General features: G+C 74.0%; 14 protein-coding genes. 11 read left to right on the top strand and 3 right to left on the bottom strand.

What is annotated here, in order from left to right:
* Positions 1–62 precede the first annotated feature (62 nt).
* The gene (locus Q0840_RS05255) at positions 63–1,250 is read right to left on the bottom strand and encodes a TerC family protein (RefSeq protein WP_298457103.1); all 1,188 of its coding nucleotides are present in this window, start codon (positions 1,248–1,250) and stop codon (positions 63–65) included.
* 268 nt (positions 1,251–1,518) lie between these two features.
* On the opposite strand from Q0840_RS05255, the gene Q0840_RS05250 reads away from it, so the two are divergent.
* The 3 genes from Q0840_RS05250 (at position 1,519) to Q0840_RS05240 (ending at position 3,948) form a co-directional block, all read left to right on the top strand.
* On the top strand, positions 1,519–1,734 hold the full coding sequence (locus Q0840_RS05250; protein ID WP_298457102.1) for a hypothetical protein: 216 nt from the start codon (positions 1,519–1,521) through the stop codon (positions 1,732–1,734).
* Between the two features lie 134 nt (positions 1,735–1,868).
* A complete protein-coding gene (locus tag Q0840_RS05245) occupies positions 1,869–2,288 on the top strand; it encodes a ChaB family protein (RefSeq protein WP_298457101.1) in 420 nt (139 codons plus the stop codon).
* Positions 2,289–2,484: 196 nt separating this feature from the next.
* Positions 2,485–3,948, top strand: coding sequence for a sodium:alanine symporter family protein (locus Q0840_RS05240; protein ID WP_298457100.1), 1,464 nt, complete (start codon positions 2,485–2,487; stop codon positions 3,946–3,948).
* Positions 3,949–3,967: 19 nt separating this feature from the next.
* Here Q0840_RS05240 and Q0840_RS05235 read toward each other — a convergent pair whose 3' ends face one another.
* Both Q0840_RS05235 and Q0840_RS05230 read right to left on the bottom strand, forming a co-directional pair.
* The gene (locus Q0840_RS05235; protein WP_298457099.1) at positions 3,968–4,207 is read right to left on the bottom strand and encodes a hypothetical protein; all 240 of its coding nucleotides are present in this window, start codon (positions 4,205–4,207) and stop codon (positions 3,968–3,970) included.
* 95 nt (positions 4,208–4,302) lie between these two features.
* Positions 4,303–5,145, bottom strand: a complete 843-nt coding sequence (locus Q0840_RS05230) for a UbiA family prenyltransferase (protein WP_298457098.1) — start codon at positions 5,143–5,145, stop codon at positions 4,303–4,305.
* A 163-nt stretch (positions 5,146–5,308) separates the two neighbouring features.
* On the opposite strand from Q0840_RS05230, the gene Q0840_RS05225 reads away from it, so the two are divergent.
* The 8 genes from Q0840_RS05225 (at position 5,309) to Q0840_RS05190 (ending at position 15,949) form a co-directional block, all read left to right on the top strand.
* A complete protein-coding gene (locus tag Q0840_RS05225) occupies positions 5,309–6,388 on the top strand; it encodes a type III polyketide synthase (protein WP_298457097.1) in 1,080 nt (359 codons plus the stop codon).
* A gap of 3 nt (positions 6,389–6,391) precedes the next feature.
* Positions 6,392–6,922 carry an isoprenylcysteine carboxyl methyltransferase family protein gene (locus tag Q0840_RS05220; protein WP_298457095.1) on the top strand — a complete coding sequence of 177 codons (531 nt, stop codon included), beginning with the start codon at positions 6,392–6,394 and terminating at the stop codon, positions 6,920–6,922.
* The gene (locus Q0840_RS05215) at positions 6,919–7,989 is read left to right on the top strand and encodes an NAD(P)/FAD-dependent oxidoreductase (protein WP_298457094.1); all 1,071 of its coding nucleotides are present in this window, start codon (positions 6,919–6,921) and stop codon (positions 7,987–7,989) included. The genes Q0840_RS05220 and Q0840_RS05215 overlap by 4 nt, the downstream gene beginning before the upstream one ends.
* 34 nt (positions 7,990–8,023) lie before the next feature.
* Positions 8,024–8,524 carry a metallophosphoesterase gene (locus Q0840_RS05210; protein WP_298457247.1) on the top strand — a complete coding sequence of 167 codons (501 nt, stop codon included), beginning with the start codon at positions 8,024–8,026 and terminating at the stop codon, positions 8,522–8,524.
* 166 nt (positions 8,525–8,690) lie between these two features.
* On the top strand, positions 8,691–10,907 hold the full coding sequence (glgX, locus tag Q0840_RS05205) for a glycogen debranching protein GlgX (protein WP_298457093.1): 2,217 nt from the start codon (positions 8,691–8,693) through the stop codon (positions 10,905–10,907).
* Entirely contained in the window at positions 10,904–13,492 is a 2,589-nt protein-coding gene (gene treY, locus Q0840_RS05200; protein WP_298457091.1) for a malto-oligosyltrehalose synthase, read from the top strand. Before glgX ends, treY begins: the two co-directional genes overlap by 4 nt.
* A complete protein-coding gene (gene treZ, locus Q0840_RS05195) occupies positions 13,489–15,312 on the top strand; it encodes a malto-oligosyltrehalose trehalohydrolase (protein ID WP_298457089.1) in 1,824 nt (607 codons plus the stop codon). Before treY ends, treZ begins: the two co-directional genes overlap by 4 nt.
* Before the next feature lie 133 nt (positions 15,313–15,445).
* Positions 15,446–15,949 carry a GNAT family N-acetyltransferase gene (locus Q0840_RS05190; RefSeq protein ID WP_298457087.1) on the top strand — a complete coding sequence of 168 codons (504 nt, stop codon included), beginning with the start codon at positions 15,446–15,448 and terminating at the stop codon, positions 15,947–15,949.
* Positions 15,950–15,995 lie beyond the last annotated feature (46 nt).

The following is a 15,995-nucleotide window of genomic DNA, read 5'->3' as shown; positions in this document are numbered from 1 at the left end:
GGCAGGCCCCATGGCGGCCGCCGGACGCGGGCCGACCGGCCGCGGGCGGGACGCGACGTGCGTCACCGCGTCGGCTGCCCCGCGTGCTCGGCGTGCGCCCGGCGCACCACGTCGGCCAGCCCGTGATCGCCCTCGAGCTTGGCCCGGTGCTTCGGGGCCAAGGCCTGCAGCCGCTGCTCCTCGGCGACGAAGCGGTCATAGGTCGCTTCCCGCTCGGCCGGTGTCGTGCCGTCGGCCGGGTCGAGGTAGTCCGTCGCGAGGTGGCGAACCCGCGTCGCCGTGGCCTGCGCCTTGCCGGCGGGGCTCACCAGCGAGGCGATGACGGTGACGATCAGCACACCGAGGATGACGCTCAGGGACTGCGGCGTGGTCACCTCGTAGACGTCGACGTGCTCGCCCCCGTTGATGAAGGGCAGCGTGTTCTCGTGCAGCGCGTGCAGCACGAGCTTGACCCCGATGAAGGCGAGGATCGCCGCGAGGCCGTAGGACAGGTAGATGAGCCGGTCCAGCAGGCCGTCGATGAGGAAGTAGAGCTGGCGCAGGCCGAGCAGCGAGAAGGCCGTCGCGGTGAAGACGATGAACACGTTCTGCGTCAGGCCGAAGATGGCCGGGATCGAGTCCAGCGCGAACAGCAGGTCGGTGCCGCCGATCGCGACCATGACCAGCAGCATCGGGGTCATCGCGCGGCGCCCGTCGTGCACCGTGAAGAGCTTGTCGCCGTCGTAGTAGCTCGTGGTGTGGAACACCTTGCGGGCGAGCCGGATGATGAAGTTGTCCGCCGAGTGGCTGTCCTCGCCCTCCGGCTTGAGCAGGTTTCCCGCCGTGACGAGCAGGATGAGCCCGAAGATGTAGAACACCCAGGCGAACGAGTTGATCAGCGCGGCGCCGAGGAAGATGAAGCCGGTCCGCGCGATCAGCGAGAAGACGATGCCGAACAGCAGCACCTTCTGCTGGTCCTCGCGCGGCACCTTGAAGCTGCTCATGATGATGAGGAACACGAACAGGTTGTCGACCGACAGCGCCTTCTCGGTGATGTAGCCGGCGAAGTACTCCGTGCCCATGTCGTGGCCACCGAAGACCCACACGCCGACCCCGAACAGCACGGCGAACCCGATGTAGAGCGCCGACCAGATCGACGCCTCGCGCAGGGTCGGGGTGTGCGCCTTGCGGACGTGGAAGACGAAGTCGAACAGCAGCAGACCGGCGATCCCGATGATCGTGCCGATCCACACCCCGATGGGTACGTCCACTGACAGGCTCCAATGTCGCGTTGCGGGCCGTGCGACCGGTCGGTCGTCGCCCGTGCGGAGGGGGCCGGGGCGCCGGCCGGCGCGCGCTGCCGCCGCACCCTCGGCCGCACAGCCTATCGACCGGCGGCCGGACCGGCCGGTCGGGAGCGGACGGGGGCGCCGGGGCGAGCTTGCAGACCCGCGCCGACGCTGACACGGTGGCCCCGGCGACTGCCGGCCGTCCGGCGCCGGTCGTCCACCACCCCATCAGCGCACCGGAAGGACCCCCATGGCGACGCATCAGGACGACGAGCTGCAGGACGTCCCCCCGGGCAAGGCCGGGAGCGCAGCCGTGTTCGTCCTGTGCCTGCTGGCCTTCCTCGGCAGCTTCTCCCTCATGTCGTTCGCCTTCGAGATCGGCTCGCCGCTGCTCTTCGTGGGCGGGCTGCTCCTGGCGTCCGCCGCCTTCTTCGTCCCCCAGCAGCTGCTCGGCCGGCCGGACTGATGTCCCCGGGCCGGTGCCGACCGGCCGCCACCCGAACCTTCCGGGCCGCGCCATGGACGATGACGTCCCATGCCTCGCCGGGCCGCCCGAGCGGCCGGAGCCGGTGATCCACCACCCCACGGAGGAGGAGCACGATGCCGAAGACGACCGAGGGCGGATCGCCGCGCGACGAGGAGCTGCCCAGCACGCTCCAGCGCTCCGACGCCAAGGCCCAGCGCACGTTCGCCAAGGCCCATGACTCGGCGGCCGAGGAGTACGGCGACGGCGAGCGCGCGCACCGGGTGGCGTACGCGGCGCTCAAGCACACCCACGAGAAGATCGGTGACCACTGGGAGCCGAAGGACAGCCCCGGCCCCTCGGACGCGCGCGCCGAGGGCGGCCGCGACACCCCCGAGCCGACCGCCGGAGGCGTGGACGCCAACGCCTCGAAGAAGCACCTGTACGACGTGGCGCGGCGGCTGGACGTCTCCGGCCGCTCGTCGATGACCAAGGACGAGCTGGTCGAGGCGATCGGCAAGGAGAACGACCGGCGTACGCGCCAGGCCCGCTCCTGACCTCGACCGCCCGCCGTCCACGCGCCGACCGCCCGCCGACCGCCCGCCGACCGCCGGCTGACCGCCCGACACCGCCCGGCGACCCGGACCCCCGTCAGCGGATCGGCGCGCGTGCCGACGCCGACGGGTGCACGATGACCGCAACCGGGTGCACGGTCGCCACCCGCCGGACCGGCAGCCAGCGCGGAGGCACCCCATGGACTTCATCCAGCTGTACCTCATCGGCCCCGTGTCGAACTTCCTGTGGACCTACGTGCTCGTCTACGTCCTGCTCGGCGTCGGCCTGTACCTCGGGGTGCGCACCCGCTTCGTCCAGGTCCGCCTGTTCGGCCGGATGCTGCGGCAGGTGGGCCGGTCACGCGGCGACGCCGAGGGCGGGATCTCGTCCTTCCAGGCGTTCTGCGTCGGGCTGGCCTCGCGGGTGGGCACCGGCAACATCGCCGGGGTGGCCATCGCGCTCACCCTCGGCGGGCCGGGGGCGATCTTCTGGATGTGGGTCGTGGCGCTGGTCGGCATGGCGACCGCCGTGGTCGAGGCGACGCTGGCGCAGATCTTCAAGGTGCCGGCCGCCGACGGCAGCTACCGCGGCGGGCCGGCGTTCTACATCGAGCGCGGGCTCGGCTCGCGCCGCGGCGGCATGGTCTTCGCCGTCCTGCTCATCTTCACGTTCGGCATCGCGTTCACCATGGTCCAGGCCAACACGATCGCCGACGTCCTGGACGGCGGTCACGGCGTCGCCCCGGGCTGGACGGCCCTGCTGCTCATGGTGCTCGTCGCCCCGGTCGTGTTCGGCGGGGTGCGCCGGATCGCCCGGGTCGCCGAGATCGTGCTGCCGGTGATGGCGCTGGTGTACGTGCTGCTGGCGTTCGTCATCATCGCGATGAACATCGGCCTGGTCGGGGACGTCCTGGGCGACATCGTCACCGCGGCCTTCGGTGTGGGCGAGGCCGCCGCGGGGCTCACCGGTGGGCTCGCGGCGGCGCTGCTCAACGGTGCCCGGCGCGGGCTGTTCTCCAACGAGGCCGGGATGGGCAGCGCCCCGAACGCCGCGGCGACGGCGACCACGAGCCACCCGGTCAAGCAGGGTCTGATCCAGTCGCTCGGCGTCTTCGTCGACACCATCGTGGTGTGCTCGGCGACCGCGTTCATCATCCTGTTCGCGGGCTCGGACGTGTTCACCCCCGGGGAGACGACGGAGGGGGCGTCGCTGACCCAGGCCGCTGTCGCGCACGAGCTCGGCAGCGGCACCACCTGGCTCATGACCGCGCTGGTCTTCGTGTTCGCCTTCTCCTCGGTGCTCGGCAACTACTCCTACGCCGAGGTGAACATGGTCTACCTGCGGGCCCGGCCGGCCACGCTGACGGCGTTCCGCGTCGTGGTGGTGGCCGTGGTGGGCATCGGCAGCGTGCTCGAGCTGGCCGCGGTGTGGGCGCTCGCCGACGTCGCGATGGGACTCATGGCGCTGGTCAACCTGGTCGCGCTGGTGCTGCTGGCGCGGTGGGCGCTGGGAGCCCTGCGGGACTTCGAGGAGCAGAGCGCCGCCGGTGCGGACCCCGTGTTCCGCACCGTCGGCAACCGGCACCTGCCCCGCGACCTGGTCGACAGCGTCTGGGAGAGCGAGCGGGCCGGCTCCCCCGCGCCGACGCGCACGGCCGGCTGACGGGCCGGTGCCCGCGGCGCTACGGCCGACGACGTCCCCGGCGCGCGGCCGCCCAGAGCCCGACCACGCCGGCCACCGTCACGGCGTAGCCGACCAGCACGACGAGCCCGCCGCCGATGTCGGTCGGCTGGCCGAACGTGCCGACCCCGAACGCGACGAGCACCCGGTGCAGCACGACCAGGGCCAGGCCGGCGAGGATCACGCCGACCCATCCGGCCGGTGAGGTCCGGCCGGGCCACGGGTTCTTCGGTGGGGTCATGGGGCCAGGGTGCCCGGTGCGGCGCCGAACCGGTCCCCCGGCGCGCCGCCGCGCCGCCGCCGCTGGGCTGCCGCTCGCGCGCCCCCCGGCGGCGGCTACGCGGGGACCAGCGATCCGGCGGCGGCGACCAGCAGCACGACGTCGACCGCGGCGACCGCCAGTGCGGCGCTGAACGGCACCCGGCTGCGGGTGCGACGGACGGCGACAGCCACCGCGGCCAGCGCGAGCACGGTCGCCAGGACGGCGCCCGCCCAGGCGAGCGGTGCGGGCGGGCCGGGGGGACCGCCCACGACCAGCGCCGTGGCCGCGACCAGCACCACGGGGGCCAGCAGGCTGGTGCCCGTCCGGCCCAGCCGGTGCGGCAGCCCGTGCACGCCCGTCGCCGCGTCGTCCTCCAGGTCGGGCAGCACGTTGGCCAGGTGCGCACCCACCCCGAGCAGCCCGGCCGCGGCCACCGCCCACCCGGGCGGGACCGTCGGGGCGGGCAGCGCGAGCGTCACCACGCACGCCAGCAGCCCGAACGACACGGCGTACGGCAGCCACGACCACGCGGTGCTCTTCAGCCGGGCGTTGTACGCCCAGGCGACCGCGACGGCGGCCACGTGGGTCACGCCCGCACGTGGGCCGAGCGCGAAGGACGCCACGACGCACAGCGCCGCAGCCACCAGGGCGGCCCGCCCCACCACCGCGGCCGTCACCGCACCCGCGGCGACCGGCTTGTCCGCGCGCCCCACGGCGACGTCGCGTGCGGCGTCGATCCAGTCGTTGGACCACCCCACCGACAGCTGTCCGGCGAGCACGGCGGTCCCCACGCCCACGGTGACCAGTGGCGGCGCACCGACGCCCGCGGCGAGCGCGGCCGCGAAGACCGTGACGGCGAGCGCCGGCGCCGGGTGGCAGCACAGCGCCAGCGCCCGAGCCGTCCCGAGCACCGCCACCACCGCCCTCCGCCGTCCTCGATCGCCATCGGCCACGCCCGGTCGATCGCCCCGGTCGATCGCCCCGGTCGATCGCCGCCGTCCGTGCCGCCAGGACCGTAGCCGACCGGCACCGTCACGGGTGGGCCGGGTGGCCGACGACCCGTCGTGGCACGATGCCGGGATGTCGCGCATCGCAGCGGTCGCCCCCGCTCTGCCCCCGTACGCGTACGCGCAGGAGGAGATCACCGCGGTGCTCGCGCCGCTGGTGGCGCCGGACGCGGGGTCGCCGCGGCGCGCGGTCCTGGAGCGGGTCCACGCGAACACCGGCGTGAGCACCCGGCATCTCGCGGTGCCGCTGGAGCGGTACCGGGACCTGACCACCTTCGGCCAGACGAACGACCTGTTCATCTCGGTGGGCCTGGATCTGGCCGAGCAGGCGGTGCGGGACGCCCTCAAGCTCGCCGGGCTCGTGCCGGAGGACGTCGACCACATCCTGTTCACGTCCGTGACCGGCATCTCGGCCCCCTCCCTGGACGCGCTGCTCGTCGCCCGGCTGGGCATGCGCCCGGACGTGCGCCGGGTGCCGGTCTTCGGTCTCGGCTGCGTCGCCGGCGCCGCGGGGATCGCCCGGGTGCACGACTACCTCGCCGGACACCCCGACGACGTCGCGGTGCTGCTGTCGGTCGAGCTGTGCTCGCTCACGCTGCAGCACGGCGACGACTCGATGGCGAACCTGGTCTCGAGCGGGCTGTTCGGGGACGGCGCCGCCGCGGTCGTGATGCTGGGCGACGACCGGGCGGCCCGCACCGGCGCGGTGGGTCCGGACGTGGTGGACAGCGCCAGCCGGCTGTACCCGGACACCGACGGCCTGCTCGGCTGGGACGTGGGCGGCAGCGGCTTCCGGATCGTGCTCTCGGCCAGCCTGTCCGACGTGGTCGAGCGCAACCTGGGCGACGACGTCGCCGCGCTGCTGGACGGTCACGGGCTCACGACCGCCGACGTCGGAACGTGGGTGGCGCACACCGGCGGCCCGCGCGTGCTGGAGGCCTGCGCCCGCACCCTCGGGGTCGGGCGTGAGGACCTCGAGCTCAGCTGGCGGTCGCTGGACCGGGTCGGGAACCTGTCCTCGTCGTCCGTGCTGCACGTGCTCGCGGACACCCTGGACGCCGGCACGACCGCCCCCGGCGGCCTCGGCGTCCTGTTCGCGATGGGCCCGGGCATCTGCGCCGAGCTCGTCCTGCTGCGCTGGCCGGAGGGCTGAGCCGTGCTGCTGCTGTTCGACGTCGTCATCGCCCTCGTCGCCCTGGAACGGCTCGCCGAGCTCGTCGTGGCCACCCGCAACGCCCGGTGGGCCTTCGCGCGCGGGGGCGTGGAGCTGGGCCGCGGTCACTACCCGCCCATGGTGCTGCTGCACACCGCGCTGCTGATCGCCTGCGTCGTGGAGGCGCACGCGGCCGACCGGCCGTTCGTCCCGTGGCTCGGCTGGACGGCGCTCGCGCTGGCCGTGGGCAGCCAGGCGCTGCGCTGGTGGTGCATCACGACGCTGGGCCCGCAGTGGAACACCCGGGTCATCGTCGTGCCCGGCGCGCCGCTGGTCGCCCGGGGCCCGTACCGCTGGCTGAGCCACCCGAACTACGTCGCCGTCGTCGTGGAGGGCCTCGCACTGCCGCTCATCCACACCGCGTGGGTGACCGCCGCGGTGTTCACCGCCCTGAACGCCGTGCTGCTGCTCGGGTTCAGGATCCCCACCGAGGTGCGCGCCCTGGAGACGCTGGCGGACGGGCCGCGACCGTGACCACCGGTACGGGCACGGGCTCGGGTGCGGGCACCGGATGGGGTACGGGCCCGGACACGGACGTCCTCGTGGTCGGCGGGGGGCCGGTGGGGCTCGCGGCCGCGATCGAGGCCCGGCTCGCGGGGCTCGACGTCGTGCTGGTCGAGCCCCGCCCCGGCCCGGTCGACAAGGCGTGCGGCGAGGGGCTCATGCCCGGCTCGGTCCGTGCCCTGGACCGCCTGGGCGTCCACCCCGAGGGGCACCCGCTGCTCGGCGTCCGCTACCTCGACCCGACCCGGCGCGTGACCCACCTGTTCCGCGGCACGGCCGGGCGCGGCGTGCGCCGGACGGCGCTGCACGGGGCGCTGGCCGCACGCGCGGCCGAGCTGGGGGTGCACCGGCACGAGGCGCGGGTCACCGACCTCGAGCAGACCGACGGCGCGGTGACGGCCGCCGGGGTCCGGGCGCGGTGGCTGCTCGGGTGCGACGGGCTGCACTCCACCGTCCGCCGCCTGGCCGGCCTCGAGGCGCCGGCCCGCGGACCCCGGCGCTACGGCATCCGGCGGCACTTCCGGCTCGCCCCCTGGGCGGACGTCGTCGAGGTGCACTGGGGGCCCCGAGCGGAGGCCTACGTCACCCCCGTGGGGGACGGTCTGGTGGGCGTCGCCCTGCTGGGCCCGCCGCGCACCGACTTCGCGACCACGCTGGCCGGCTTCCCCGACCTCGCGGCCCGGCTGGCCGGTGCCGAGCCCGACGGGCCGGTACGCGGCGCCGGGCCGCTGCTGCAGCGCACGTGGGCGCGCACCCGCGGACGCGTGCGCCTGGTCGGCGACGCGTCGGGGTACGTCGACGCGCTGACCGGCGAGGGGATGCGGGTCGGCTTCGCGCAGGCCGCGGCGGCGGTCGCGACCCTGGACGACCCGCCGGAGCGGTACGAGCGGGCCTGGGCCGCGTCGACCCGCGACTACCGCTACCTGACCAGCGGGCTGGTGACCGCCGCGACGTCGCCGGCCCGCCGCGGGATCGTCCCGCTCGCGACCCGTGCCCCGGCGGTGTTCGGCGCCGTCGTCGAACGGCTGGCCCGGTGACGGGCCGGTGACCGACCCGACGGCCGGTGCCGGTCTGCGGCTGCTGCTGCTCGCCGACACGCACGTGCCGCGGCGCGCGCGGGACCTGCCGGCCGCGGTCTGGGACGAGGTCGACCGTGCCGACGTCGTCGTGCACGCCGGGGACTGGGTGGACGTCGCCCTCCTGGACGAGCTCGAGCAGCGCGCCCGCCGGCTCGTCGCCTGCTACGGCAACAACGACGGCCCGGCGCTGCGCGAGCGGCTGCCGCTCGTGGCGCACGCGGACGTCGGCGGGCTGCGGCTCGGGGTCGTGCACGAGACCGGGCCCGCCGGCGGGCGCGAGCAGCGGTGCGACGCCGCGCACCGCGGCCTGGACGTGCTCGTGTTCGGCCACAGCCACATCCCGTGGGACACGCGCACGCCGGCCGGGATGCGGCTGCTCAACCCCGGCTCCCCCACCGACCGCCGCCGCCAGACCGCGTGCACGTACACCACCGCGACCGTGCACGACGGCGCGCTCGTCGACGTCGTCCTGCACGCCCTGCCGCGCCGGTAGCGGCGTCCAGCACGCGAGACCGCGCGTCCCAGCCTCGGGAGTGGCGTGCGGACGCGCGTCGCACCGGCGCCGACCGGTCGCGGGCGTCGTCGTCCGTGATGTGCCGTTCGTCCCGTTCACCCGGTTCGCCGCGCGGAGGAGCCGAGCGGGCTGGCACCCTGTGCACATGCAGATCTGGCCTGGACGTCCCTACCCCCTCGGCGCGACCTATGACGGAACGGGGACCAACTTCGCGATCTTCTCGGAGGTGGCCGAGCGCGTCGAGCTCTGCCTCATCGACGAGCTGGGCATGGAGACCCGCGTCGACCTGCCCGAGATGGACGCCTTCGTGTGGCACGGCTACCTGCCGGCGGCGCAGCCGGGCCAGCGCTACGGCTACCGGGTGCACGGCCCGTACGACCCCGCCAACGGGCACCGGTGCAACCCCGCCAAGCTCCTGCTCGATCCCTACGCCAAGGCCATCGACGGCCAGATCGACGGCGACCAGTCCCTGTTCTCCTACGAGTTCGGCTCCCCGGCCAAGCGCAACGACGACGACTCCGCCGCCCACACGATGACCTCCGTCGTCGTCAACCCGTACTTCGACTGGGGCCACGACCGTCCCCCGCAGCACGAGTACCACGAGAGCGTGATCTACGAGGCGCACGTCAAGGGCCTGACCATGCAGCACCCGGACGTCCCGGAGGAGCTGCGCGGCACCTACTCCGGGATGGCGCACCCGGCGATCATCGAGCACCTGTCCTCGCTGGGGATCACCGCGATCGAGCTCATGCCGGTGCACCAGTTCGTCAACGACCCGCACCTGGTGGAGAAGGGCCTGTCGAACTACTGGGGCTACAACACCATCGGCTTCTTCGCCCCGCACAACGCCTACGCCGCCTACGGCGGTCCCGGGCAGCAGGTGCAGGAGTTCAAGTCCATGGTCAAGGCGCTGCACGAGGCGAACATCGAGGTCATCCTCGACGTGGTCTACAACCACACCGCCGAGGGCAACCACATGGGCCCGACGCTGTCCTTCCGCGGCATCGACAACGCCGCCTACTACCGACTGGTCGACGAGGACCAGGCGCACTACTTCGACACCACCGGCACCGGCAACTCGCTGCTCATGCGGCACCCGCACGTGCTGCAGCTGATCATGGACTCGCTGCGCTACTGGGTCACCGAGATGCACGTCGACGGGTTCCGCTTCGACCTCGCCGCCACCCTGGCCCGCCAGTTCCACGAGGTCGACCGGCTGTCGGCCTTCTTCGACATCGTCCAGCAGGACCCGGTCATCTCCCAGGTCAAGCTCATCGCCGAGCCGTGGGACATCGGCGAGGGCGGCTACCAGGTCGGCGGGTTCCCCCCCCTGTGGAGCGAGTGGAACGGCAAGTACCGCGACACCGTGCGCGACTTCTGGCGCGGCGAGCCGTCGACCCTGGCCGAGTTCGCCAGCCGGGTCGCGGGGTCCTCCGACCTGTACGAGCACACCGGCCGCAAGCCCATCGCGTCCATCAACTTCGTCACCGCCCACGACGGGTTCACCCTGCACGACCTGGTCTCGTACAACGAGAAGCACAACGAGGCCAACGGCGAGGACAACATGGACGGGGAGAGCCACAACCGGTCCTGGAACTGCGGCGTCGAAGGCCCGACGGACGACCCCGACATCCTCGAGCTGCGCGCCCGCCAGCACCGCAACTTCCTCGTGACGCTGCTGCTGTCGCAGGGCGTGCCGATGCTGCTGCACGGTGACGAGATCGCCCGCACCCAGGACGGCAACAACAACGTCTACTGCCAGGACGACGAGATCTCGTGGGTCGACTGGGAGCTGGACCAGGACCGCTCGGAGCTGCTCGAGTTCACCCGGCGCGTCATCCACCTGCGCCGCGACCACCCCGTCCTGCGCCGGCGCCGGTTCTTCGCCGGTGCCGCCGAGCACGGCGGTGAGTCGGACCTGCAGGACATCGCCTGGTTCAGCCCGTCGGGCGAGCACATGGCGGCCGAGGCCTGGCAGGAGGACTTCGCCCGCGCCGTCATGGTGTTCCTCAACGGCGAGGCGATCGGCGAGCCCGGCGCCCGCGGTGAGCCGGTCGTGGACGACAGCTTCCTGGTGCTCTACAACGCCCATCACGAGGACCTCGACTTCACCATGCCCGACGCCGCCTTCGGCAAGCTGTGGACCTGCGTGCTGGACACCGACCACAACCTGGACCCGGTCCAGGAGGTCAAGGCCGGCGAGACCATCTCGGTCACCGGCCGCAGCACCGTCGTGCTGACCCGTCCCGCCGGTGGCGTGGACCGTCCCGCGGTCGCCGAGCCGGCCACCCCGGCCGCCGCCGGCGAGGCCGCCGCCCTCACCCGCGGCCGCACCAAGGCCGGAGAGGCGCACACCCGATGAGCCTGCCCACCGACGGCGGCCACGGTGCCGGTCAGGCTGCTGGTCAGGCCGCTGGTCACGCGGCCGGTCACACGGGCTCCGCCCGCCGCCGCCCCGCGCCGGGCCGCCCGGTCCCGGTGTCCACCTACCGGCTCCAGCTCGGCGCCGACCTCACCCTCGACGACGTCGCGGAGCGGGTCGGCTACTACGCCGACCTCGGGGTCACGCACCTGTACCTGTCGCCGATCCTGACCGCCGCCCCCGGCTCGACGCACGGGTACGACGTCGTCGACCACACCGAGATCTCGCCGGTGCTCGGCGGGCGCGAGGCGCTGGACCGGCTGCGGGACGCGGCCCGGTCCCGGGGCCTGGGCATGATCGTCGACATCGTCCCGAACCACATGGCCGTGCCGACCCCCGCCTGGCACAACCGCGAGCTGTGGTCGGTGCTGGCCGAGGGCCCGGACTCCCCGTACGCGGCCTGGTTCGACGTGGACTGGTCCGCCGGTGACGGCGCCCTGCTCATGCCGGTGCTGGGCGACCGGATCGGGGCCGTGCTCGGCAACGGCGAGCTGACCCTGGACCGGATGGTCGTCCCCGGGCACTCCGACGCGGGGGAGGTCGACGTGCTGCGGTACTACGACCACGTCTTCCCGGTCCGGGCCGGCACGGCGGCGCTGCCGCTGGCCGAGCTCGTCAACCGCCAGCACTACCGGCTGGCGTTCTGGCGGGTCGCCGACGAGGAGCTCAACTACCGCCGGTTCTTCGACGTCGGCACGCTCGCGGCGATCCGGGTGGAGGACCCCGACGTCTTCGACGCGAGCCACTCCCTCATCCTGGAGCTGGTCGAGAACGGCACGTTCGACGGCCTGCGGATCGACCACCCGGACGGCCTCGCGGACCCGACCGGCTACCTGGCCCGCCTGAACGAGAAGTCGGGCGGCACCTGGGTCGCGGTGGAGAAGATCCTGGCCGGCGAGGAGGAGCTGCCGGCCGACTGGGACACCGTCGGCACGACCGGCTACGAGGCGCTGTGGCGCCTGCAGTCGACGTTCGTCGACCCGGGCGGCGCCTCCGGGCTCGGCGCGGTGATGCACCGCATCGCCGGGGACAGCCCCGACGAGCTGCCGGCCCTGGTCGACGAGGCAAAGCGCGAGATCGTCGACGGCGCGCTGTACGCCGAGGTGCACCGGCTCACCGAGCTCGCCGCGAGCATCTGCCGCGACGACCTGCGGCTGCGCGACCACACCTGGCGCGCTCTGGAGGAGTGCCTCATCGAGCTGCTCGTCGCGTTCGACCGCTACCGGGCCTACGTGGTGCCCGGCGAGGAGGTGCACCGCGACAGCGTCGAGGCGATGCTGACCGCGGCCGGGATCGCGCGCTCCCGGCTCAGCCCGGACCGCGCCGAGACCCTCGACGTGCTGGTCGACCTGCTGCTCGGCCGGGAGGCCGGCAGCGCGGGGCTGACCCGAGGACGCCGTCGCGACGAGCTCGTGGTGCGCTTCCAGCAGACCTGTGGCGCGGTGATGGCCAAGGGCGTCGAGGACACCGCGTTCTACCGCTGGACCCACGACATCGGCCTGTGCGAGGTCGGCGGCGAGCCGGCGAAGTTCGCGGTCAGCCCTGACGAGTTCCACCACTGGGCGGCCCGCGCGCAGTGGCAGACGCCGGTCGGCATGACCACCCTCAGCACGCACGACACCAAGCGCGGCGAGGACACCCGCTCGCGCCTGGGCGTGCTGTCCGAGCTCGCCGCGGACTGGTCGCGCCTGGTGGACGCCCTGCGCGTCGTCACGGCGCCGTACCGCACCACCCTCGTGGACGGCCGCACGGAGAACGTCGTGTGGCAGACCCTGGCCGGCACCTGGTCCGAGGACGGCCCGATCGGCGCCGACCGCCTCGAGGAGTACCTGCTCAAGGCGATGCGCGAGGCCAAGAGCCACACCCGCTGGACCGCTCCGGACGAGGCGTACGAGTCGGCCGTGGTCGACCTGGCCACCCGCGCGATCGCCGACCCGAAGGTCGCGGCGCTGTTCGAGGAGTGGGTGTCGCGGGCGGCGTCGGGCGTGCGCGCGGCGACGCTCGGCACCAAGCTCGTCCAGCTCACGCTGCCCGGGGTGGCGGACGTCTACCAGGGCACCGAGGTGCCGTCCCTGAGCCTGGTCGACCCGGACAACCGCCGCCCGGTGGACCAGCCGATGCTGGTCGAGCGGCTGGAGCGGCTCGACGGGGGCGCGAACCCGCACGACCTGGCCGACGAGAAGCTGCTGGTGACCTCGCGGGCCCTGCGCGTGCGCCGGGACCTGCCCGGTGCGTTCGTCGAGGCCGGCGCGGGCTACGTGCCGCTCGCGTCGTCCACCGCGCACCTGTTCGCGTTCACCCGGACCGACGGCGGCACCCCCGAGGTGGTCACGCTCGCCACCCGCCTGGCCATCCGCCTGGACCGCCTGGGCGGCTGGGCCGGCCACACCGTCGCCCTGCCCGAGGGGCGGTGGCGCGACGTCCTGTCCGACCGGGTCGTGGACGGCGGCGTGCAGCCGATCGCTCCGCTGCTGGAGAAGCTGCCGGTCGCCCTGCTGGTCCGGCACGAGGAAGAGACACCATGAGACCGACCGTGTGGGCCCCGGACGCCGGGGCTGTGGAGCTCGTGCTGCCCGCGACCGACCGTCGCGTCGCCCTCCAGCGCGACGACGACGGCTGGTGGGCGCCGCCCGCCGGCGACGTCGACCTCGAGCACGGCGAGGACTACGCGTTCAGCGTCGACGGCTCCGACCCGCGTCCCGACCCGCGCAGCGCCTGGCAGCCGGCCGGCGTGCACGGCCCCAGCCGCGCGTTCGACACCGGAGCGCACCCCTGGTCCGACGCCGGCTGGCCCGGCCGCGACGTGCGCGAGGCCGTCGTGTACGAGCTGCACATCGGCACGTTCACCCCGGGCGGGACGCTGGACTCGGCGGTCGAGCGTCTGGACCACCTGGTGGACCTCGGGGTCGGCATGGTCGAGCTGATGCCCGTGGCCGCCTTCGACGGGCAGCACGGCTGGGGCTACGACGGCGTCGACCTGTACGCGGTCCACGAGGCCTACGGCGGGCCGGCGGCCCTGCAGCGCTTCGTCGACGCCGCGCACGCGCGCGGCCTGGCGGTGTGCCTGGACGTGGTCTACAACCACCTCGGCCCGGCCGGGAACTACCTGGACACCTTCGGGCCGTACTTCACCGAGGCGCACGAGACGCCGTGGGGACGTGCGGTCAACCTGGATGGTCCCGGCTCGCCGGGCGTGCGCCGCTGGATCTGCGACAACGCCCTGCGCTGGCTGCGTGACTTCCACCTCGACGCGCTGCGGCTGGACGCCGTGCACGCGCTGGTGGACGACTCCACGCCGCACCTGCTGGCCCAGCTCGCCGACGAGGTCGCCGCGCTGTCCGCCGAGGTCGGCCGTCCGCTGTCGCTGATCGCCGAGTCGGACCTCAACGACGCTGCCATGGTCACCCCCACCGCGGACGGCGGCCTGGGGATGACCGCGCAGTGGGCCGACGACGTCCACCACGCCGTGCACACCTTCCTGACCGGGGAACGGCAGGGCTACTACGCCGACTTCGGCTCCCCCGACGTGCTCGCCAAGGTGCTCACGAAGGTCTTCCTGCACGACGGGGAGTTCTCCGCCTTCCGCGGCGAGGTCTGGGGCGCGCCGGTCCCCGCCGGGACCGACGCCCGCCGGTTCGTCGTCTTCGACCAGGACCACGACCAGGTGGGCAACCGCGCCCTGGGCGACCGGCCCTCGGCCCGGCTGGACGACGGCACCCTGGCCGCGTCGGCCGCGCTGTTCCTGCTGTCGCCGTTCACGCCCATGCTGTTCATGGGCCAGGAGTGGGGCTCGCGCACACCGTTCCTGTACTTCACCGACCACCAGGACCCCGAGCTCGCCGAGGCGGTCCGCAACGGCCGCCGCGAGGAGTTCTCCGGTCACGGCTGGGCCGAGATGTACCCCGAGCAGGCCGTCGACGGCGACCTGGAGGTGCCCGACCCGCAGGACCCGGCGACGGTCGCGTCCAGCACCCTGGTCTGGGACGACCTCGACCAGGACCGGCACGCGCGCATGCTCGCCTGGTACCGGGACCTGATCGCCCTGCGTGCCGCGGTGCCCGACCTGCACTCCGGCGACCTCGCCGCGACGTCCGTCGAGTGGGACCAGGATGCCGACGGCGGGTCCGCCACCGGGTTCGCGTCGTGGGTCGTGATCTCCCGCGGCGCCGTGCGGGTGGTGCTCAACCTGGCCGACGACGCCGCCGCCGTGCCGGTCCCGGACGCGGGGGACCTCGCGGTCCTCGCGGCGTGGGAGCCGACCACCTCGGGCGAGCCGGTGGTGGACGGGCAGGTGCGGGTGCCGGCACGGTCCGTGGTCGTCCTCGGCCCGGACGGCGCGGCCTGAACGCCGACCGACACCCGACCGACGCCGACCGACGCCGGCACGCCGTCCCCGCGCGGCGGCGCGCCGCCGCCCGGGGACGGCGACCCGCTCGTGCCGGAGCCGTCGCCCGCGCGGCACGGCCTACAGTCCGTCCGTGATCATCCGCGAGGCCGTGGCGCAGGACTGGCCGGACATCTTCCCCGTGTTCCGCTCGATCGTCGCGGCCGGGCGGACGTACACCTACCCCGACGGGCTGTCGTCGGACGAGGCCCGCGTGCTGTGGATGGCCCGGCCGCCGGGCCGGACGGTGGTCGCCGTCGACGGCGACACCCTGCTCGGGACGGCGACGACGGGCCCCAACCGGCCGGGCCGTGGCTCGCACGTCGCCACCGCGTCGTTCATGGTGCACCCCGACCACCACGGCCGCGGCGTCGGACGACGGCTCGGCGCCGAGGTGCTCGAGTGGGCCCGCGACGCGGGCTACCGGAGCATGCAGTTCAACGCCGTCGTGGAGACGAACACGCCGGCCGTGCACCTGTGGCAGAGCCTCGGCTTCCGGGTCCTGGCGACCGTGCCCGAGGCGTTCGACCATCCCGAGCACGGGCTCGTCGGGCTGCACGTGATGTACCGGCGCCTCGACGCGGACGGGCGGGCCTGATCGGGCGGCTCTCCCGCGCCGGAACGCCGGCTGAACGGTGCGCCGA

The organism is uncultured Cellulomonas sp. (genome assembly GCF_947494015.1).
Lineage (GTDB): Bacteria > Actinomycetota > Actinomycetes > Actinomycetales > Cellulomonadaceae > Pengzhenrongella.
This window is presented reverse-complemented; position numbering and strand designations above follow the sequence as displayed.